The 20189-nt window shown below is 45.0% G+C and carries 16 protein-coding genes; 6 read left to right on the top strand and 10 right to left on the bottom strand.

Translation table 11 applies throughout. The features are described 5' to 3' along the window. Nucleotides 1-284 precede the first annotated feature (284 nt). The 4 genes from nhaA to fabV all read left to right on the top strand — a co-directional run bounded on the left by nhaA (nucleotide 285) and on the right by fabV (nucleotide 6191). Nucleotides 285-1454 carry a Na+/H+ antiporter NhaA gene (gene nhaA / locus J4N45_RS07030; protein ID WP_252014268.1) on the top strand — a complete coding sequence of 390 codons (1170 nt, stop codon included), beginning with the start codon at nucleotides 285-287 and terminating at the stop codon, nucleotides 1452-1454. 391 nt (nucleotides 1455-1845) lie between these two features. Next, nucleotides 1846-2472: a TetR family transcriptional repressor PsrA gene (gene psrA / locus J4N45_RS07035; protein ID WP_234493903.1), complete on the top strand. Its 627-nt coding sequence runs from the start codon at nucleotides 1846-1848 to the stop codon at nucleotides 2470-2472. A 66-nt stretch (nucleotides 2473-2538) separates the two neighbouring features. Next, nucleotides 2539-4821 carry an acyl-CoA dehydrogenase gene (locus tag J4N45_RS07040; protein WP_252014269.1) on the top strand — a complete coding sequence of 761 codons (2283 nt, stop codon included), beginning with the start codon at nucleotides 2539-2541 and terminating at the stop codon, nucleotides 4819-4821. 167 nt (nucleotides 4822-4988) lie between these two features. After that, nucleotides 4989-6191, top strand: a complete 1203-nt coding sequence (gene fabV / locus J4N45_RS07045) for an enoyl-ACP reductase FabV (RefSeq protein WP_252014270.1) — start codon at nucleotides 4989-4991, stop codon at nucleotides 6189-6191. Between the two features lie 110 nt (nucleotides 6192-6301). Here fabV and J4N45_RS07050 read toward each other — a convergent pair whose 3' ends face one another. Further along, complete coding sequence (locus J4N45_RS07050; RefSeq protein ID WP_234493900.1) at nucleotides 6302-7984, bottom strand: aspartate:alanine antiporter; 1683 nt, start codon at nucleotides 7982-7984, stop codon at nucleotides 6302-6304. Nucleotides 7985-8248: 264 nt separating this feature from the next. Continuing rightward, a complete protein-coding gene (locus tag J4N45_RS07055; protein ID WP_042475426.1) occupies nucleotides 8249-8512 on the bottom strand; it encodes a GrxA family glutaredoxin in 264 nt (87 codons plus the stop codon). Between the two features lie 407 nt (nucleotides 8513-8919). Here J4N45_RS07055 and J4N45_RS07060 point away from each other — a divergent pair, with 407 nt between their 5' ends. Beyond that, nucleotides 8920-10146 carry an iron-containing alcohol dehydrogenase gene (locus J4N45_RS07060; protein ID WP_252014271.1) on the top strand — a complete coding sequence of 409 codons (1227 nt, stop codon included), beginning with the start codon at nucleotides 8920-8922 and terminating at the stop codon, nucleotides 10144-10146. An 86-nt stretch (nucleotides 10147-10232) separates the two neighbouring features. On the opposite strand, the gene J4N45_RS07065 is transcribed toward J4N45_RS07060, so the two are convergent. From J4N45_RS07065 to J4N45_RS07085, 5 genes are all read right to left on the bottom strand, one after another. Next, nucleotides 10233-11087 (bottom strand): MurR/RpiR family transcriptional regulator, encoded by an 855-nt coding sequence (locus J4N45_RS07065; protein ID WP_042475430.1) that lies wholly within the window; start codon nucleotides 11085-11087, stop codon nucleotides 10233-10235. A 374-nt stretch (nucleotides 11088-11461) separates the two neighbouring features. Next, entirely contained in the window at nucleotides 11462-13105 is a 1644-nt protein-coding gene (gene panP / locus J4N45_RS07070; protein WP_252014272.1) for a pyridoxal-dependent aspartate 1-decarboxylase PanP, read from the bottom strand. Nucleotides 13106-13311: 206 nt separating this feature from the next. Continuing rightward, the gene (locus J4N45_RS07075) at nucleotides 13312-13827 is read right to left on the bottom strand and encodes a hypothetical protein (RefSeq protein WP_252014273.1); all 516 of its coding nucleotides are present in this window, start codon (nucleotides 13825-13827) and stop codon (nucleotides 13312-13314) included. 91 nt (nucleotides 13828-13918) lie between these two features. Continuing rightward, a complete protein-coding gene (locus J4N45_RS07080) occupies nucleotides 13919-14824 on the bottom strand; it encodes a LysO family transporter (protein ID WP_252014274.1) in 906 nt (301 codons plus the stop codon). A 45-nt stretch (nucleotides 14825-14869) separates the two neighbouring features. Further along, entirely contained in the window at nucleotides 14870-15793 is a 924-nt protein-coding gene (locus J4N45_RS07085) for an HDOD domain-containing protein (protein ID WP_252014275.1), read from the bottom strand. Nucleotides 15794-16161: 368 nt separating this feature from the next. On the opposite strand from J4N45_RS07085, the gene J4N45_RS07090 reads away from it, so the two are divergent. Beyond that, the gene (locus J4N45_RS07090) at nucleotides 16162-16755 is read left to right on the top strand and encodes a TfoX/Sxy family DNA transformation protein (protein WP_252014276.1); all 594 of its coding nucleotides are present in this window, start codon (nucleotides 16162-16164) and stop codon (nucleotides 16753-16755) included. A gap of 106 nt (nucleotides 16756-16861) precedes the next feature. On the opposite strand, the gene J4N45_RS07095 is transcribed toward J4N45_RS07090, so the two are convergent. The 3 genes from J4N45_RS07095 to J4N45_RS07105 form a co-directional block, all read right to left on the bottom strand. Further along, nucleotides 16862-17407 carry a hypothetical protein gene (locus J4N45_RS07095; protein WP_042475437.1) on the bottom strand — a complete coding sequence of 182 codons (546 nt, stop codon included), beginning with the start codon at nucleotides 17405-17407 and terminating at the stop codon, nucleotides 16862-16864. Between the two features lie 306 nt (nucleotides 17408-17713). After that, nucleotides 17714-18211, bottom strand: coding sequence for a response regulator (locus tag J4N45_RS07100; protein WP_252014277.1), 498 nt, complete (start codon nucleotides 18209-18211; stop codon nucleotides 17714-17716). Then, on the bottom strand, nucleotides 18204-20174 hold the full coding sequence (locus J4N45_RS07105) for an ATP-binding protein (RefSeq protein ID WP_252014278.1): 1971 nt from the start codon (nucleotides 20172-20174) through the stop codon (nucleotides 18204-18206). The genes J4N45_RS07100 and J4N45_RS07105 overlap by 8 nt, the downstream gene beginning before the upstream one ends. Nucleotides 20175-20189 lie beyond the last annotated feature (15 nt).

A 20189-nucleotide genomic window follows, 5' to 3' on the forward strand; every position in this document is an offset into this window, starting at 1 on the left:
TCAGTTACATCTGTAATGCTTTGTTACTCTCTCCTCAAATCTTCCCTTGCTAGAATGATATTGACTTTGACTACTCTGGGCTAAGTCATTCATTCGTCAGCGCTATCTATGCTCTATACTTTTACTATTGTTGCCAAAATGGTATACATATCTCGAATCTTACAAGAGTATTATTCGGATATTTCTACAATTAACATCTGTAGAATCGATTTTTTATGGAATTTAACTAGATATACAATTTTTAACATTCAAACAATGTGAATAAATATTAAGGGCTTTACATTATGAATGACGTCATTCGTAACTTTTTTAAGATGGAATCGGCAGGGGGCATCATCCTCGTTATTGCTGCGGCAATTGCGATGTTTATCGCCAACTCTCCACTGAACGAATTGTATCAAGGCGTGCTTCATACCTACGTTTTCGGTCTGTCTATTTCACACTGGATCAACGATGGTTTGATGGCAATCTTCTTTTTCCTGATTGGATTGGAAGTGAAGCGAGAGCTGCTTGAAGGCGCACTGAAATCCAAAGAAACGGCTATCTTCCCTGCAATTGCAGCGGTCGGTGGTATGGTTGCTCCGGCTCTTATCTATGTTCTTTTCAACGCGGGTGACGCGGAAGCGATGAGTGGTTGGGCGATTCCTGCTGCTACTGATATCGCGTTTGCACTCGGTATCATGGCACTGCTCGGTAAGCGTGTACCCGTTGCACTTAAAGTATTCCTACTTGCTCTTGCTATCATCGATGACTTGGGTGTTATTGTGATTATCGCGCTGTTTTACAGCAGCGACCTATCAACTATCGCTTTGACACTTGGCTTCATAATGACGGCCATATTGTTTGTACTTAACGCTAAGAAGGTTACGAGCATTCCAGTGTACTTAGCCGTTGGTGCTGTGCTCTGGGTAAGTGTACTGGCATCGGGTGTTCACGCGACGCTGGCAGGTGTGGTGCTGGGCTTTGCTATCCCACTCAATGGTAAACCAGGAGAGCATTCGCCGCTCAAACACCTAGAACATGCGCTTCACCCATATGTGGCATTTGGTATTCTACCTATCTTTGCATTCGCAAACGCAGGTATCTCGTTAGAAGGCGTATCAATGTCAGGACTAACCTCTATGCTGCCACTTGGCATCGCAGCGGGTCTCCTTATTGGTAAGCCTCTGGGTATCTTCACATTCAGCTGGGCTGCGGTGAAAATGGGGGTTGCTAAGTTGCCTGCGGGTGTGGACTTCAAACAGATTTTTGCGGTGTCAGTGCTGTGTGGTATTGGCTTTACTATGTCTATCTTTATTGCGTCACTTGCCTTTACGGGTGTCAGTGCCGAGTTTGATACATACGCAAGACTAGGCATCTTGATGGGCTCAACGACAGCAGCAGTTCTAGGTTATATCCTATTGAACTTCTCCCTTCCAAAGGAAGCAGCTCCTGAGCCAAAAATACAATATTAAACACTCAGGCATTGCAGTGACTAAGAAAAAACCCAGCTACGGCTGGGTTTTTTACGTTTTCGGTGCTCTACAGGCAAAAAAAAGCCCAAACCAACAAGGGGTTTGGGCGGATACAAATAGGAGTTAATAAGAAAAAAGCAGCATGTAGTCAACATAGATAAAACAGTGGCATAGAGAAAACTCATTCTTTGCTGATTACACTTTAATAGACCCACCTAAAACCAAATAGTTCACATCAGAATGAAGAATTTTTCATAAAATTATTTATTTCTTTTAAAACAATGAATTGTGAATCTTGTCCGACCAGTAGTTAAAAAGTTTGATGTTAATCACTTGTTATCCCTGTGTTGCGGGAGTATATTCAAACATATGTTTGATACGGGTGATTGAAATGACGACGAGAGTAACCACGAAGGACAAGATTCTAGATGTAGCCGAGGTATTGTTCGCAGAGCATGGCTTCAATGACACCTCGTTGCGCACCATTACTAGCAAAGCAAACGTTAATTTGGCGTCGGTAAACTATCACTTCGGTGACAAGAAGACGCTAGTACGAGCGGTGTTGAACCGCTACCTAGAAGCATTTATGCCGGCGGTTGAAAAAGCGCTGTACGAGTTGAACGACCGAGATGACTACAACATGGTTGATGTCTTCCAGTCACTGAAAGGACCACTCCTAGAACTTAATAACCTAAAGCCAAACGGTGCAAGCCGCTTTATGTCATTGGTCGGAAGAGGGTATACCGACGTACAAGGTCACTTACGCTGGTTCATCACGACGCGTTACACCGAAGCATTAGCAATGTTTACTCAGTCAGTGATGCGAGCAAACCCTAAGTTAGATGCAGAGACGTTGTTCTGGCGCTTACACCTAACACTAGGTACTTGCGTATTCACTATGGCTTCCAGTCAGGCATTGTCAGAAATCGCGTTGAGCTCGTTTGAGAAAGAGATCAGCGCCGAAGCAATTATTGACCAAATCATTCCTTACCTTGCAGCGGGTGTCGCTGCAGAGTAACGCTTTTAATCAAAACAAAATACGAAACCAATAATAAAAATACACCTGAACAAAAGGATAGGTATCATGAGCTCTCTACGAAGAAAATGGATCAGCGACCCAGCGTTTAAACTGTTCAAAAAGGTTCTACCGCCGTTGTCCGCCACTGAGCGTGAAGCGATGGAGGCGGGTAGTGTTTGGTGGGATGGTGAGCTGTTCTCGGGTAAGCCGAACTTCAAGACGCTGCATCAGTATCCTAAACCCGTTCTGACCGCTGAAGAGCAGTCGTTCATGGATAATGAGCTAGAAACCTTGCTTGCAATGCTTGATGACAACAAGATCGTCAAAGAAGATCGTGACCTACCAAATGAGGTTTGGGACTATCTACGCAAAGAGCGTTTCTTCTCGCTAATCATCTCTAAAGAGTTCGGTGGTCGTGAGTTTTCACCACTTGCTAACTCTACGATTGTGACCAAGATTGCGACACGCAGTATTAGTGCAGCAGTATCGGTGATGGTTCCTAACTCTCTTGGTCCAGGTGAGCTTCTTTCTCACTATGGTACTAAAGAGCAGAAAGATTACTGGTTACCAAGACTTGCAGATGGTACTGATATCCCGTGTTTCGCACTGACGGGTCCAGAAGCAGGTTCTGATGCTGGTGGTATCCCTGATAAAGGTATTGTTTGTTACGGTGAGCATGAAGGCAAAGAAGTGCTGGGTATTCGCCTTAACTGGAACAAGCGTTATATAACACTCGCTCCGGTAGCAACGGTTCTGGGCCTAGCATTTAAACTTCATGATCCAGACCAGCTTCTGGGTGACAAAGAAGATATTGGTATTACCTGTGCGCTGATTCCTGCTGACCATAAAGGCGTAGAGATTGGTGAGCGACACGATCCACTTCACCTGGCATTCATGAATGGTCCAACGCGCGGTAAAGATGTGTTCATCCCTATGGACTGGCTGATTGGTGGTCAAGAATACGCAGGACGCGGCTGGCGTATGCTGGTTGAGTGTCTATCTGCGGGTCGTGGTATTTCACTTCCGGCTCTTGGCACAGCCATCGGTCACCTCACAACAAGAACCACTGGTGCATACGCTTATGTTCGTAAGCAGTTTGGCATGTCGATTGGTAAATTCGAGGGTGTTGCTGAGGCAATGGGGCGAATCGGTGGTCTGACGTATCTTCTTGAAGCGACGCGAACATTGACAACGACATCGCTAGACATGGGCGAAAAACCAGGGATCGTGACAGCGATTGCTAAGTACCACATGACTGAAATGGCGCGTACAATTCTCAACGATTCGATGGATGTGCATGCCGGTCGTGCGATTCAAGACGGTCCGATGAACTACTTAGCGTCTAGCTACTTAGGTATTCCTGTTGCAATTACTGTTGAGGGTGCAAACATCCTAACGCGTAACCTCATGATCTTCGGTCAAGGTGCAACGCGTTGTCACCCTTACGTACTCCAAGAGATGGAAGCGGCAGCGAACCCTGACGCAAAACAAGGTGCGGCTGATTTTGACAAGCTTCTATTTAAGCACATTGGTCATGCGACGAAGAACACGCTAGGCGCGTTCACTGCAGCGCTAACAGGTTCTAAGTTTGTTGGAGCGCATATGAGTGGTCCGACAAAAGTTTACTACAAAGACCTTACGCGTTTGAGTAAAGCGCTTGCGGTAAGTGCAGACTTTGCAATGCTAACTCTAGGTGGTGATCTTAAGCGTAAAGAGATGATCTCAGCTCGATTGGGTGATGGTTTGGCGTATCTGTTTATGGCTTCAGCAGCACTTAAGAAGTACGAAGACGATGGTCGCCAAGCTTCTGACCTTGATTACGTGCATTACGCAGTTCAACACTGTTTCCATAATGCTGCTAAGTCGTTAAACGAAGCCTATAAGAACTTCCCAGCGCGCTGGGCCGGTGTAACGCTTAAAGGGCTGTTATTCCCACTAGGTAATCACTTCGAAAAACCGTCTGACAATTTAACGCTAAACCTAGCGAAGAGCATGATGGTACCGGGTGCACATCGTGATCGATTGACGCATCTTTGCTACATCGGTGATGCCCCAAATGACAAGATTGGTTTGATGGAAAACGCGTTCTTGGCGATGTATGACATCCGTGACCTCGAGAAGAAGCTGTTCATTGGCGTCAAAGAGGGCAAGATTGCTAGAAAAGGTCTTCTTCAAGAGCGCCTACAGCAAGCGATTGAAGCTAACGTGCTAACAGAGCAAGAGGTAGATAAGATTCTTGCGGCTGATGCTCTACGCTACAAAGCGATTCAGGTTGACCACTTCAGTCATGACTTCTCTGAAGTAAGAACGGACGAAGTTGATAAGCCGAAGCTAAACAGCGTCGCTTAATAAGAATTAGATAGGTTTAAGCGCTCTAGTTTCTAGAGCGCTTTTTTTGTGTTCATGGAGAATGAAAGTGCTCCAACCACTTATAAAAATCAGAGAAATTGACAGAAATAGGATGCGAACTGGGTGTGAAACTCTTATCCTACTAGGGATTTTTTGAGGAACTGAATATGATCATCAAACCAAGAATTCGTGGATTTATTTGTACTACTACACACCCAGTCGGTTGTGAAGCTAACGTAAAAGAACAAATCGCTTACACCAAAGCTCAGGGTCCAATCGCAAACGCACCAAAACGCGTACTTGTGGTTGGTTCTTCTAGCGGTTACGGCCTTTCTTCTCGTATCGCTGCGGCGTTCGGTGGTGGTGCAGCAACAATCGGCGTATTTTTCGAAAAACCAGGGACAGAAAGAAAACCTGGTACAGCAGGTTTTTACAACTCAGCTGCATTTGACAAGCTAGCGAAAGAAGAAGGCTTGTACTCTAAGAGCATTAACGGCGATGCGTTCTCTAACGAAGCGAAGCAGAAAGTTATCGACCTAATCAAAGAAGATCTAGGTCAGATCGATATGGTTGTTTACTCACTGGCGTCTCCAGTACGTAAGCTTCCTGAAACTGGTGAGCTTGTACGTTCTTCTCTTAAGCCAATCGGTGAAACCTACACATCGACGGCAGTCGACACTAACTCTGACAAGATCATTGAAGCAAGCGTAGAGCCTGCAACTGAAGAAGAAATTGCAGATACAGTGACTGTTATGGGCGGTCAAGATTGGGAGCTGTGGATCAACGCGCTATCTGAAGCTGGTGTGCTTGCTGATGGCTGTAAGACTGTTGCTTACTCGTACATCGGTACAGAACTAACGTGGCCAATCTACTGGGAAGGTGCGTTAGGTAAAGCGAAAATGGACCTAGACCGCGCAGCAACTGAGCTAAACGCTAAACTGTCTGAAACTGGCGGTAGCGCGAACGTTGCAGTGCTTAAGTCTGTAGTGACACAGGCGAGTTCAGCAATCCCAGTTATGCCACTGTACATCGCAATGGTATTTAAGAAGATGCGTGAAGAAGGTATTCACGAAGGCTGTATGGAGCAGATCTTCCGTATGTTCTCTCAACGTCTATACAAAGCAGACGGCAGCGTAGCAGAAGTCGATGATAAGAATCGTCTACGTCTTGATGACTGGGAGCTTCGTGACGATATCCAGAAGCACTGTGCTGAGCTTTGGCCACAAATCACGACTGAAAACCTAAAAGAACTGACTGACTACGTTGAGTACAAAGAAGAGTTCTTGAAGCTGTTCGGCTTTGGTGTTGAAGGCGTGGACTACGAAGCGGATGTTTCTCCACTAGTTGAGTTTGACGTTATCGACCTATAAATCGATACAGTCTTTTAGTTACTAACTATTTGAGTAACAAAAAACTGAGTAACAAAGTAAAGGGGCGCTATGTAAGCGCCCCTTTTTTTGTCTGCGTTTAACCTCGTCTGTTAAGAGAGGATAATCAGAATCGTACCAGCCAACGTCATCAATATATTGGCTATCGCATAGGTGCCCGCATACCCCAGAGCAGGGATAGTTGAGCGTGCATGTTCGTTGATAACGTCCATCGCAGGTGCACATGTTCTAGCACCGACGATTGCACCGATAAGGAGTGCTCGGTTCATCTTCAAAACATAGTTGCCAACTAAGTAAGCCAGCACCACAGGCAGCACACTGACCAAAAAGGCAATCAATATTACTTGAGGACCAACTTGCGTTAGGTGCTCGAACATCTTGCCACCGGCACTCAGTCCGATACCCACCATGAAGAACATTAGCCCTAGGTCTTTGACCATATTCAGCGCACCCTGAGGCACATAGCCAAACGTGGGGTGGTTAGCACGCAGGAAGCCAAGCGTGATACCTGACAAAAGTAAGCCTACCGCGTTACCAAGACCGAATGAGACTTGACCGAATGACATGGTAATCAGACCAAACATGATGCCCAGAATAAAGAAGCTACAGAAAGCCAACAGGTCTGCCATTTGACTGTGAATCGAGATGAAACCGATTTTTTCAGCAAGACCATGAACGCGACTCTTTTCACCACTGACCTGCAAGATATCACCTTTAGCCAGTACGATGTTGGCGTCCATTGGCATCTCAATTTGAGCTCGAACCACGCGGTTCAAGAAACAGCCATATTCAGACAAGTTTAAATCGGACAGGCTTTTTCCTGCGATATTGTCACTCTTGACAACGATCTCTTCTTCAACGATCCGAAGGTCAAGAAGGTTGCGGTCGAATACCTCTTTACCATTACGAAAGCTTGGATCGAGTCGAGCGTGGCTATCAGGGAAACCTACTAGTGCAATTTCATCACCTTCTTGCAAGATAGCGTCACCATCAGGGTGGGCTAGAATGCCGTTGCGTCGAATTCGTTCAATGTAGCAGCCGGTTTGTCTGTAGATACCTAGCTCGCGCAGGTTTTTACCATCAGTCCAGTCTATAAGCTCCTGTCCGACACGGTAGGCACGAATAATAGGCAGATAGACCTTACGCTGACCACTGCCACCCAATCCACGCTCTTGGGCTATCTGCTGCGCAGAGTCGTGAAGATTTTGCTTTTGAAGCTTAGGTAGTAGCTTGGCGAGCATAATCATACTAATGAGGCCAATGAGGTAGGCCATCGCGTAACCGACGGACAGGTTCTCAATAACTAATGAGAAATCCATACCGCGCGGTATGGTCGCGAGTCCGGAGTTCAGTGCATCTTGCGCGCCAACGAGTACTGGTGTAGCGGTTAGAGCACCTGCCATGACACCAGCCGATAAGCCGTAGTCCAACCCAAGGTAGTGACTGGCGAAATAGGTCACCATCAAAGCGGTGACCAGCACCGTCAGACTAAGAATTAAATAGTGCTTACCGTCTCTGAAGAAAATACCAAAGAAGTTAGGACCTGCTTCGATACCTACACAGTAGATAAACAGCATGAACCCGATCGTCAGCGCTTCAGCGTTAAATGTGAAGCCGAGGTGACCCATGATCAATGAGGTGATCAGCACACCAATCGAATTGCCTAATTGCAGATTTCCGAAGCGAATTTTGCCAAAGGCAAGGCCGATCGCGAGAACGACAAAGATGAGGAGAATAGGGTTTTGGTCAAGCAAATTGACGACGTCGATGTTCACTAGTACGACTCAAACAGACAGTAGTGGAGAATAAATAAAGTGTGGCGATTGTAGCGGAAATTTTCAAAAAGATAAGTGAATTTTTTTCCCTTTTTGCATTAGTTCAGCTTGAGTGCCTTAGCTTAGGAAAAACAGAGGGTTATTTATGCCGTTGGTGAAAGTATGTACTGAAGGTGGGTTACCTCGCAAAAAACAAAGCCAACGTAAAACGCTGGCTTATTCAATTCTATCGTCAACTATACTTGAGTTGATTGCAGAGGCTAATTAGTCGAATAGACCTAGGTTCTCTTTCGCGTAAGCTTCAAACTCAGTACAGCCGCCAATGTGCTCTTGGTCGATGAAGATCTGAGGAACAGTTTCAACCGGCTTACCAACAGTTTTTTCTAGGTCAGCTTTTGAAATGCCTTCTGCATGGATGTCAACGTAACGATAGTTAAAATCGTCGCGTTTTGCTTTTAGCGTTTCAGCATGCTCTTTTGCACGAACACAATAAGGACAACCAGGGCGACCAAAAATAACAACGAACATTCAATTTCTCCTTGAAGACTAAACTTTTCTTTGAACCACGAGTAATAATGGTTGTGGTTCTTTCATCTTGTTGAAATCCACTATGCCTTAAGATGAAGAGGAAATAAAGTGTCATTTGTCTCTTGGTGCGATAGGTAAAACCTATCAGCGCAGAAGTTGGGCAAATCGTCGTAACAATGACCCTATCTAGTGTGTGATGATGTGCAAAAGTTACGAATTTAAACGGGCGACATGCGCTAATTGCTTGGCTTAAATCAAAAACTGTCGTCCTTTGAGATAGCATGCTGAGTACAGCTTTGTATGTTTGCTCTACCGATAACACTCACTGATGGTTTGTTTTTCGTATTGCTGGCGGTCTTGGCAATGTTTTGACTGGTGAGTCTACGGTATACCTAAAGGAATCTGGTATGTTTCAGTTTATGACGTCGAGTCGCATTATCTTTGGTGAGGGGGCGCTTCAGTCTTCTCTTTCTATCATCAATCAATTTGGTTACAGCGTTCTCTTAGTAACCGGGCAAGATCGACAACGAGCAGAGCCCGTTATTCACTATCTCCATAATCAAAAAATGCGTTATCAACACGTAGCGATCCGTGGCGAGCCAAATATTACCATGGTGGAAGAAACCGCCATCATGGGGCGTCGATTTAAACCCGACATGGTGGTGGCGATTGGCGGTGGCAGTGTGTTGGATATGGGTAAGGCACTTGCCGCTATCATTCCTAATCAAGGCGATGTCTATGATTACGTAGAAGTTGTTGGTCGAAATGTTCCGTTAAAAACCAAACCCATTCCAATGATTGCAATTCCAACCACCGCAAGCACCGGGGCCGAAGTCACCAAGAACGCGGTGCTTAAATCTGGGCAGGATAAGGTAAAAGTCAGTCTACGAAACCCTGATATGCTTCCTGATGTTGCTATTGTCGATCCCGTCTTAACTTACGGTACCGATGTATACACTTCCGGGCGTGGTGCCATGGATGCTTTCACTCACCTTATGGAAGCGTACGTTTGTGGTGAACCCAACCCATTGACTGACATGGTGTGTGAGGAGGGGTTAAGACGGCTGAGCTATTCCATCATTCCTGGGTGTAAGCAAGACAACCCCAAGTCCCGTGCGGATCTGTCTTTTGCTGCCATGCTGGGCGGCATGGCGATTACTAATGCTAAATTGGGAGCAGCACACGGCTTAGCCTCTGCGCTTGGCGGTAAGATCTCAGCACCTCATAGCGTGATCACTGCAAGGCTGGCTCCACATGTAATGATGGAAAACATCAAAGCCGCGAAAAGGGCTGGCCGCAGTGACGTACTAAACCGTTATCGCACTATGGCTCAAATATTGACCGGACGAAATGATGCGTCTATCGAAGACAGCATTCAGTGGGTAAACATGATATTAGAGCGCTTAGCCCTTCCACAACTGTCGGAATTTGGTGTGTGCGGAACGTCGTTTGAGCAAGTCGCTGCTGATGCGATGAAGTCAATGGCAATAAAAGGCAACCCAATTCCATTAACCGAGGACCGCCTCATCTACATCCTCAACCAAGTCTGTCAGTGTAATTGCGATGGCAGCGCGGAAAGCAGGGATGACAGTATGCAGGTAGAGTATCGCAACAATCCTATCGAGACTGACTAATGCCTTATTGAGGTAGGTTCGTAAAAATCAAAAAGGAGGTCAATATTGACCTCCTTTAAATATCTAGCGCTATACAAATGGCTCGATTAGTAATTCGGCACTTTGTTGTAGCGAGAGTCCTTAAGTGCTTCTTTCACACGCTTAAGGTTATCGCGGAAGCCGCTTCCACGACGCAGAGTAAAGCCTGTTGCCAGTACGTCGATGATAGTCATCTGCACTACACGACTTGCCATTGGCATGTAAACGTCAGTGTCTTCTGGAACGTCGACAGTAATAGACAGTGAACTTGCTTTATCAAGCGGCGAGTCTTTTGCAGTAATGGCGATAACCGTTGCGCCGTTTTCACGAGCAAGGTGAGCGACCTCTACTTGGCTCTTAGTACGACCCGTATGAGAGATAAGCACGATAACATCGTTATCTGAGCAATTAATACAGCTCATTCGTTGCATTACGACGTCTTCGTAGCAAGAGATAGGGATGTTAAATCGGATAAACTTGTTTTGAGCATCGCGAGCAACGGACGAAGATGCACCCAAACCGAAGAATGAGATACGCTTCGCCTGAGTCAACAAGTCAACGGCACGGTTGATCTGCATTGAATCTAAGCTGTTTTTCGCCACGTCTAAACACGCCATCGTCGATTCGAAAATCTTATGGGTGTAAGCATCAGGGCCATCGTCTTCTTCAACGTTGCGGTTCACATAAGGTGTGCCGTTAGCAAGACTTTGCGCTAAGTGCAGTTTAAAGTCAGGGAAGCCTTTGGTGTCGAGTCTGCGGCAGAAGCGATTCACAGTCGGTTCGCTAACGTCAGCCATTTTAGCTAGCGTAGCAATACTGGAATGAATGGCGGTTTGGGGGGACGCCATAATAACTTCAGCAACCTTACGTTCAGATTTACTGAAGTTCTCTAAATTTTTTTGGACTTTCTCTAGTGTATTCATAGTGTTCACAGGGTAAAGAGAACAACTTGTTGGCGTAATTAATCAGGTCCGACAAATAACCAACACGATAGTAAAAAAGGGTTTGTTATAATCGGAGTCCGTGATGTCGAGTTTTTATAATAGGTCGATTAACGCCAACTCCATAACCTCAGTATAAACGATGCTTCTTGTCATCTGTAACAAAAGCTCACATGAAATCTTTAGAATATGACAGGCATCAAACAAAAAACTGGAAGAAAAAAACAATAGAGCGAAAATTGCTCGCTTTTTGCTTCTTTCTAGCGCAGTTTTACCGTATCACTCCCACAAAACAGAAAGAAAGTTTCATAACTGGGGAAGTGAAATTGATTTCATTCTCGAATAATGAGGTATCGTTACGCCTGAATTTGGTCGGCCAAGCTGTTTAGTTTGGTCAGTATTTCAGGTGAAGCGTTCGCGATTTGTCGCTGTTCCTCTAGCACATTGCTTAATACTTCTGTTGAAGTCAGTGGATTTGCTAGCACTACGCGAAAAACAATCGTATCACGACCAGACCAAATTGTCGGATTAAGTTGGGTACGAGATACAAATGACAAACCAGTCTCACGCTGTTTCTTCTGGATGAGCTTGGTCAATTGATTGAGCAACTCATGCAGCTCATCCTTTTGGCTTTCAGATGCAAGCTCTAGTGCTTGTTTCACATTCTCTGGTACGTAGCGATAGGTAAGCAGACAAAGCTCAGGCTTACTGACCAGCTCGAAATCATTTTGCTGTTCAATTAGATCAGCGAAATAACGGGCTTTCTCAATACTTTGGTTAATCAGTAGCTCATACCCTGGTCGACTGATGATATGCATTGCCGCATACACAAGCATGGCCATCCCTGAGCGAGAGCCTTCTAACGTGTGGCGGCCCAAGTCTTTTGAGCCTTTGCGAAGAATATACTGTGCATGATGTTTGATGCTTTTCATGGCATCGGGATCTTTAAACAGTACCATACCCGCACCCATAGGAATGTAGAGCTGTTTGTGAGCATCAATCGTGACAGAGTCAGCAAGCTCAATACCATCAAGGATGGCTCGATACTTGTCGGACATCAATGTCGCGCCGCCCCAAGCTGCATCAACGTGGAAGTGGCAGGCTTCTCGCTCACAGATAGCAGCAATCTCGCGAAGAGGGTCAACGTTACCGGTTTCCGTGGTACCAGCAACACCAATAACCGCGAATGGGTGGATTTTTTGTTGCTTCAGCTCTTTGAACTTTCGTTCAAGATCTAGAGGGCAGATTCGATTGTTCTCGTCTGTTTTAACAGCGACAAGACCTTGTTGACCAATGCCGAGCAAATCAGCGGCTTTCTTAAGTGAGTAGTGACCTCGCTCAGATACCAATATAGCTAAACCTTCATAGCCATAGTGCTTCATCGCTTTGAAAAGTCCTTCCTTTTCTACGCCAAGAAAATCGCCTTGCGCTTTCAACGCACGGTTTCTTGCGACCCATAAAGCGGTAATGTTGGCAATGGTGCCACCAGAGCAAAACGCGCCCAAAGAATGCTCTGCGCTGTGCATCCATTTTTGGTAGAAGCTGTCTTGCTCGGTATAAATCAGTTTATGAAGCATGCCTAGAACTTGGCGTTCTAGTGGTGTGAATGCCTTTGAAGTCTCAATCTTCACCAAATTTTGGTTAAGAGCGATCATGATCTTAGACAGAGGCATTAAAAAGTAGGGAAGTGCCGATGTCATATGACCAATAAAGCTTGGCGATGAGGTGTGAACGGAGTGCGAAACTAAAGTATCTAACAGATGTTCTGTATGAGCAGAGACGAACTCAGGCTGCTCTGGAATTGCGGCACTAGAGAAGTCTTTTTCGATTTCGTGAAGTGGTTTTTCTTCCGCAACAATATGCTCTCGCAAAAACTGGTTCAAGTTTTTGGATAAACTCTCTTCAATTTGCGTTAGTGTCGAGTCAGGTCCTTCAGGGATAGTGAATATTCGAAGGAGGCTCTCAAAGCTGACATCAGCAATTTTTTGCTCAGATACCATATCGTTATCTACTATTATTCCGTTACTGCAAGCGGCACAATCTAAACCAATTGAGTCCGAATGTCTCGCAAAAATGTAGCACAGCGCCGATTTTTTGCCGTGCCACAACGTATTGTTACCGTATTTGGTTACGAAAAATGCAAAAGCTGGCGTATAAGCCAGCTTTTGTTTAAGTTACGTCTTTCGGAACGAGAAGAGTCAATACACTAATTACAAGTGGTTGCCTCAACTTCCTGAATTGATTCATTGTATCTATTTAATGCCGTCTCGATTTTCTTAGGGTGACTCAATAGATCTGCAAACGCGCTGCGTAGTTCGTAGTTTTGAGGGTGCGGCTTAGCTTGACGGTCAGCAAAGCTTTTTGCAGCGATTTTTCCAAGCTCATCGTCTCTTTGAGCCAAGGTTTTTACGTCTTGTTGCTCAAGTTGCAGCCAGGTCTCGATAGATTGCTCAGTCGCTACTTTCTGCGGTTCATTTTTCAAGTAATAGCGAACGGCTTCACGGTTTAGTTCGAAGTGGTGTTTGCGGCCTTCCAAAAACCAGTTACTGACTTCATTCAATTCCGGGTATTCGCTGGTCGTCATTTGAACCAAATCTTCATACCAATGAATCGACGCATCAATGTACGCATCGTACTTGTTCTCGAAACATTGAGTAGAGTCTGCAGACATTGCGGAAAAAGAGGTGCTTAAAATTGCCGCAGCGGCGAGCCATTTTTTCATTATTGTATCCTTTCATGGGCTAACGAGCGTTTTTCTTTATTGTAATGTTTGAGGGGCAAGAATACAGGAATGAGAAAATCATTCCTGAGATCTACGCAGCAAGAGAAACAAAAAACAGCATTAAAACCGGTACCAGCAAGCTCAGGATAAAGCCACTAACTATCGCTACGGGTACACATCTAACACCGCCGCTGCTTTGAATTATTGGCAGCGTAAAGTCCATTGCAGTCGCGCCGGCATAACCGATTGCGGTGCATGGTCGTTTGGCAATGAGCATCGGTATTATGACCAAAGCAACTAGCTCTCTTAGTAGCTCTATCATAAAGGAGGTACCGCCGAAAACGGGTCCGAACGCATCACCTATCAAAATACCTGCTAATGAATACCAACCAAAACCCGAAGCGATGGCCAGTCCCTTATAAATAGAGATGTCGAGAATAAGTGCTGCGATGATGCCGCCAATCAGAGAACTTGCCACAATGACAGTCGCTATGGTCATGCCTTGTTTGTTGACCAGTATTTGCTTGAGTGTCAGTCCACTGTTTCTCAGTTGGATACCAATAAAGAAGAGGAGGGCAAACAGAATCCATTCGCTGGCTGCTTCAACCCAGCCAAGATCGATTGGCAGCATTAAGCCCAAGATGAGACCAGAGCCTACAACACCGATGAGCTTGAGTGATTCAAGCGCCATCGACGATAACGGCAATTGGTTCTTGAGCTGCTCTGTTTGAAGAGGCATCAGTTTATCAATCATCGGGAGGCACAATAGGTTGCATCCACCAATGACGACAAAAAACGTCGCGGTCATTGTAATAATGGTCTTGAGGTGACTCCCGAAATTGTCGAGAGCCGCCAAACTTAAACCCATCAAGAACAGGATGACGTATATTAACCAGGAGGTTGCTCGGTTAATGGTGTTGAGGTACGCCGCGTTGGAAACTGGGAATAGATACCCGATAACCAGCGGAGTAAAAATGAACAACATCCCTGAAAACATTTCCGTGTGCCTCGTAAAAGTATTAGTTGAGCAATGAGCGGCTAATTACATGCCAGCAGAGCGAAGAACGTCTTTGATTTTTTCCTGGAATTCAACCTCGCTCAGTGAGGTAAGTTGATACATGACCTCTGCGCCATCAACGTTGATTTCCACTTCGTGTTCCTCAAGCGCTTCATGATCTTGTTTGCGGAACAGAAGAATGTGGTTAGCGATACGGGCAATGTCTAGATAAGAAACCTCAGGTCGCTCAATCTGTTTAACTTGGTTTGATGCGACTTCGATAAAGTCTTTATCGAATCCCCAAGTATTTAGAACTTGCTCACTGGTGAGTGCGCAGCGAGACTGGAATATTTGCATCGCCAGATCAGGGTCTAGGTAGTTTCCTTTCTCTAAATAAAGGTGGTACTCGTTGACCAAACAGAAAAGACCGATATCTGCTAGAAAGCCAACCAAAAGTGACTTTTCTTGTTCGAGATGGGTGTAATCTTCAACAGAAAGGTCTTGGAAGCTGCGGGTAACCATGACCATAACAGCAGCTAGCTCTCGAGATACTGTGGCACTGTTTACCAGTACTTCATGGCACTCTTTCGATAAATTGACTGAGTGTTTGAGCAGTTCGATGGATTGAGCTGTGACTATGTCGCGAACACGGAAAATACCAAGACGGGAGACCGCGGTGTTCAGATCGTTACATGTAATATTTCTGCGATTGAATATTACAGAGTTTGCGACTTTAAGGACGGTAGCAGCAAGACCGGGATCTTCTAATAGACAGTCTGCGATGTCAGAAATACCTGTAGCTTCATCATTACATAAGGCTTGTATTTTTAGTACAACTTCAGAAATAGGAGGAAGGGAAATCTTTCCGGTGTTGATTGATTGCTCGACTAAGTCTGCAAATTCCGTTTCGAGGCTTTTGATGAAGAGCTGTTGATTCTCTGGAAGCCAATAAAATGATAAGTGATTCATAAACATTCGACAGGTGAAGCGATTGCGCAAGTGTACCTTTGTGGGTCAGTCATTGACAATAACATTAGTGATTAAAATTGGCGAATGTCGCCTAAATGGCGTTTAGAACATCATTCAATTGTAACTAGTTTTGAAACTGGTTGTGTATGAGCGTTATTGTGAAGTGACTCGCAAATGAATTGTGACCAACTCGCACAACTGTGACATTGAGCCAGACTTAATTTGCATAGTGAACTATTATAAAAACATATAAAAAAGCGAGGCATTTTATACTGCTATAAATTGACCCTGCTAATAACATTTTTCATTTTTTTAGCTGCTATTTCTGGTGATCGATTAATCGGGGTAAAGATTAAGGATCAAAGGAAATGATAGAGCAATCTTTTTACGACTACACGACTCAATTTGGCGAATCGCAAAAACGTTCGATGTTTGGTGGCACTGGGCTCTTCAAGGAAGGCGCCATGTACGCACTGATCAGTAACGACAAAGTGTTCATCCGCGGTGGAAAAGGACTGGATGCTCAGTTGCACGAGCTGCAATGCGAGAAATTTCGTCATGTAAAAAAACAATCAACAGCGACGGTAAACTACTACGACATAACGAATCTTTACAACCAGCAAGCTCCTGTGCTCAAAGGCTTGGTTAGACAGTCCATTGAAAACTCAGTCGATCAACATTGTAGTAAGAATTCAGTTGAGAATAGACGATTGAGGGACTTGCCTAACATGCAACTTACATTAGAGCGCATGGTGAAAAAGTCGGGGATTCAAGATGTTAAGACGTTCTTAGAGTTAGGAGCACCACGTGTTTTCAATAGAGTGAAACGCACGTACGGCAACGACGTTGACCTAAAGCTGTTATGGAAGTTTGCGGGTGCCGTTGATGGCGTGCATTGGAAACTGATTCAAGATCCAATGAAACAGAGACTTTTGGAGCATTGCTCGAAGATAGAACAGTAGATTCGAAGTTAAAACAGTAGTTCAGAATTGAAAAAGACCGTGCTAAGCACGGTCTTTGTGTTTTCATTCGTTTGCTAATCAGCGTAATCTATAAATAGGTGTTAGATTAGAATGCAAAGCGAGCAGTGAACATCAACTGGTCACCGTAGATATGGTTGATACGACCTTCAAGACCCAGAGAGAAAAGCTCTGTTGAGTGGAAGCGACCATATACAGAACCCATCCAGCGGTCTTTATCACCAACGTTTAGGTAACCTGCTTTACCACCAATCTCAAGTTGTGGACCAAGCCATTGACGCACACCTAGGTTTACTTCCATACCAGTGTCAGTTTTGTGATGATCGCCACTGTCGTGAATGTGAGCTAGCATTTCACCTGTGAAATCCGCCCAGTTGTTCACCGGTGCGTGGAAGCCAACACCACCAGAGAAGTCGTAGTCACCCTCAAATTTAGAGTCGATGCTACCTACGATGTGAGCATTTGGGTGGATTGATTTGCTGATAGCAGCACCGAAGGTCATTGGGCTTGCACCAATACGAGCTTCAGCATAATCGTAATTGAAGTTACTCATCGTCGCTCGTTGCTCGTCCTGGTTGGCAAATGCCTGCTGCGAAGTGATAACCATCAGAGCAGCTAATAGAGTTTTGCGCATAGTGTCTCTAAACCTTTTTGTTTGAACTCAATTCCTTGACCATAAGAGTGCGCGTAGCAAGATGCTTATGGTGACTTAAAGTATCTCGCTATGATAAATCAATTTGTCCTTGGTTCTCCAACAAAAAGTGCCTTTATCGGGTGCAAATTCCCAAAAATTTACAATGCCATACATAATTCAAGCAATATGGACGCTTTGTGTAAGAAAATCGTAATCAAAAGTGAGAGGTGTAGCACACTAACGCCCTAGGAAGTGTGAGTTTTCTAAGCCAAGTTGTCAGGAATAGGCGTTAAGACACATAATTCACTAGTCACCAAAGTTTATTCTATTGTCGGCAATGGCGTTGAAGATGCGTTCAGTATCAAGCACTCGTCCCCAGGGCATTAAATCTTTGACATTGTTTATCATGTAATCCGTGAGCTGTTGCTTAACGATGGAACGAAGCTCATCACCTTTCCAAGGCTTACTAATATAGAAATCCAGACAGGCGTGATTAACCGCCTCGATAGTGTCTTCGTGACCCGCTTGTCCAGTAAGTAGAACCTTTCTACATGCCTTTAGTTCTTCGTCTTCGCTGAGTTCGATAAGAAAGCTAACGCCAGTTTGCTCTGGCATAATATGGTCACAGAGAATGAGTGCCAGCTTTGCCCCTTCTCGAGTATGGTCAGCAATCACAGAGCGAGCTTCATCAACCGACTCCGCACCTTCGACGATAAAGTGCTCCTCGAAATCATCCAAATCTTGCAAGACACTATCAAGGACTTCTCTTTCGTCATCCACACACAAAATTAGATATTCAGTCATGGTTGTGCTCCTTTATCAGTTCTTCTTGGGTGACAGGAATAAACACTGCCATATTGGTGTACTGTCCACACTCAGAATGGGCTTCAATCCAGCCCTTGTGCTGAGCCAGTATCTGTTGGCAAATCGACAAGCCAATGCCTAGGCCAAAATTGCCTTCTTTTTTGGTGGTGTAGTTAAGCTCAAAAATACTCTCTAATTGTTCAGCAGGTATACCACAACCGTTGTCGATAAACTCATATAGGTTGTAAGTGTCGCCATCTCGATTAACTTGGCTGCTTCGAATCGTTAGGGTGCCTTTTTCAGGCAAGGCGTCTAAAGCGTTGGACACGAGGTTAGTCCAAACTTGCTGCAGGGCGATAGGTTTGCAGAAAATAGCGGGAAGGGCGCCGTATTCCTTGATGAGCTTATGTCGCTTTAAGCGATTTTCAAATATCACCAAGGTGTCTTCAATGCCTTCATGAAGGTCAACGAGTTCATAAGATTCATTATCCTGTCTCGAATAACCTTTAAGACTTTTTACCATGTCCGCAATGCGCTGGGCGCAAACTTGAATCGAGCGCAGTGTTGCCCCCGTCACTTGGAAGCTCTCCAGTTTTGAGAGCGTGTCGGCAAGCAGCTCTGGCTGTTTTAAGGCTTGCTCAACTAATGTGGAGTGATTATGAAGGTCCAGGCTCACCAAACGCTTAGACAATCGGCGGTCTTTGATTCTTTCTTGAAGTTGCTTGGTGCGCTCTCTCAGCTCTGAGGTTGATAGTGGCGAAGAGAGTCGAGATTTTTGCAGAACATCTAAACCCAATTGAAAGGTGTTAGCGTCATGGTTGGCATTTAAAATCGAGTCAATCTTCTCAGAAACGGTTTCTGAACCACGCAGAATGGCCGAAACGGGGTTGTTCAATTCATGGGCGACACCAGCCACGAGTTGACCTAACATGGCCATTTTTTCTTGCTCGATTAACTGCTGATGTGCGGACTCGAGTGATTCGAGGGTTTTCTGTAGTTCGAGCTTGGTATTGATGCTTCGCTGCAATCGCCGGTTAAAGTGACGGAGCAATAGGTTGGTAAATAGTGGCAGCAAATCTGTGTTCGAATGCATCACCTGGGTAAATACTGTTCGGTCAAGCTTGATGACCTGGGTAGGAGTAAGAGTCATTGCTGTGGAGAACGACTGCTCGCCCGTCACAAACGACATACCACCAACAATACCGCCTCTACCATGTCTTACTACTTCTCGCTGTTGGCCAATGTCATCTTTCTTATAAAGTGCAACGTGCCCCTCAACGATAAACCATAAGAACTGATTAGGCTGCCCTTCGGCCGTGAGTAGGTGCTCTGCAGAGTAGGCTCGAACGGCTCGAGTCTCATCTTTTTCTGCAAAGAAGGCGAGCAAGGCTTCTATGACTTGTACTGCGAGTTGATTGTCTGAAATTTCATGAAAATCATGAATAAAGCTCGCACGATAGGAATGCATTTTGTTTTCTATATGTGCTCTGAGTATCTTTTGCTGATCGAGTACTTTTCCAAAATGCAGTAGATGTTCTGTTTCATGTTGTACCACATATTGCGTGAGCTCTTTCACCACCGTTTTATGCAGGCTACTTTGTTCTATTGGGTAGGTCAGGCAGTGGTCAAGTCGTCCTTCATTTACCGCATTGAGAATCGCAGTGATGTCATGGGCATCTGTTTTACTGATGAGCACTTTTCTAGCGGATTGAGCGTGAGCCATTTGCTCAAGCTGAACTAAGAACTCTCCACCATCAAACAGTCTGCTATGTCTCGCGATCACTAGTGCGAGATGTTGTCCTTGTCGACCGATCTGTTGAATCAACTCATGCCCTTCGAGAATGGAAGTCGCCAAATGAATATCGAAATGCGATTGGTACAAAGAAAGCTCAGTATCGAGCTTATCTAAGCTCGCTAAATCACTATCTAAACAGAGCACGGCATAACGGTTATTTTGGGTCATTGATACATGAGTCTC

It is taken from the genome of Vibrio sp. SCSIO 43140 (genome assembly GCF_023716585.1).
Classification (GTDB): domain Bacteria; phylum Pseudomonadota; class Gammaproteobacteria; order Enterobacterales; family Vibrionaceae; genus Vibrio; species Vibrio maritimus_B.

Coding starts and splice junctions, on each gene's coding strand:
- nhaA (WP_252014268.1), top strand. CDS start 285: ATGAATGACGTCATTCGTAACTTTTTTAAGATGGAATCGGCAGGGGGC.
- psrA (WP_234493903.1), top strand. CDS start 1,846: ATGACGACGAGAGTAACCACGAAGGACAAGATTCTAGATGTAGCCGAG.
- J4N45_RS07040 (WP_252014269.1), top strand. CDS start 2,539: ATGAGCTCTCTACGAAGAAAATGGATCAGCGACCCAGCGTTTAAACTG.
- fabV (WP_252014270.1), top strand. CDS start 4,989: ATGATCATCAAACCAAGAATTCGTGGATTTATTTGTACTACTACACAC.
- J4N45_RS07055 (WP_042475426.1), bottom strand. CDS start 8,512: ATGTTCGTTGTTATTTTTGGTCGCCCTGGTTGTCCTTATTGTGTTCGT.
- J4N45_RS07060 (WP_252014271.1), top strand. CDS start 8,920: ATGTTTCAGTTTATGACGTCGAGTCGCATTATCTTTGGTGAGGGGGCG.
- J4N45_RS07065 (WP_042475430.1), bottom strand. CDS start 11,087: ATGAATACACTAGAGAAAGTCCAAAAAAATTTAGAGAACTTCAGTAAA.
- panP (WP_252014272.1), bottom strand. CDS start 13,105: ATGGTATCTGAGCAAAAAATTGCTGATGTCAGCTTTGAGAGCCTCCTT.
- J4N45_RS07075 (WP_252014273.1), bottom strand. CDS start 13,827: ATGAAAAAATGGCTCGCCGCTGCGGCAATTTTAAGCACCTCTTTTTCC.
- J4N45_RS07080 (WP_252014274.1), bottom strand. CDS start 14,824: ATGTTTTCAGGGATGTTGTTCATTTTTACTCCGCTGGTTATCGGGTAT.
- J4N45_RS07085 (WP_252014275.1), bottom strand. CDS start 15,793: ATGAATCACTTATCATTTTATTGGCTTCCAGAGAATCAACAGCTCTTC.
- J4N45_RS07090 (WP_252014276.1), top strand. CDS start 16,162: ATGATAGAGCAATCTTTTTACGACTACACGACTCAATTTGGCGAATCG.
- J4N45_RS07095 (WP_042475437.1), bottom strand. CDS start 17,407: ATGCGCAAAACTCTATTAGCTGCTCTGATGGTTATCACTTCGCAGCAG.
- J4N45_RS07100 (WP_252014277.1), bottom strand. CDS start 18,211: ATGACTGAATATCTAATTTTGTGTGTGGATGACGAAAGAGAAGTCCTT.
- J4N45_RS07105 (WP_252014278.1), bottom strand. CDS start 20,174: ATGACCCAAAATAACCGTTATGCCGTGCTCTGTTTAGATAGTGATTTA.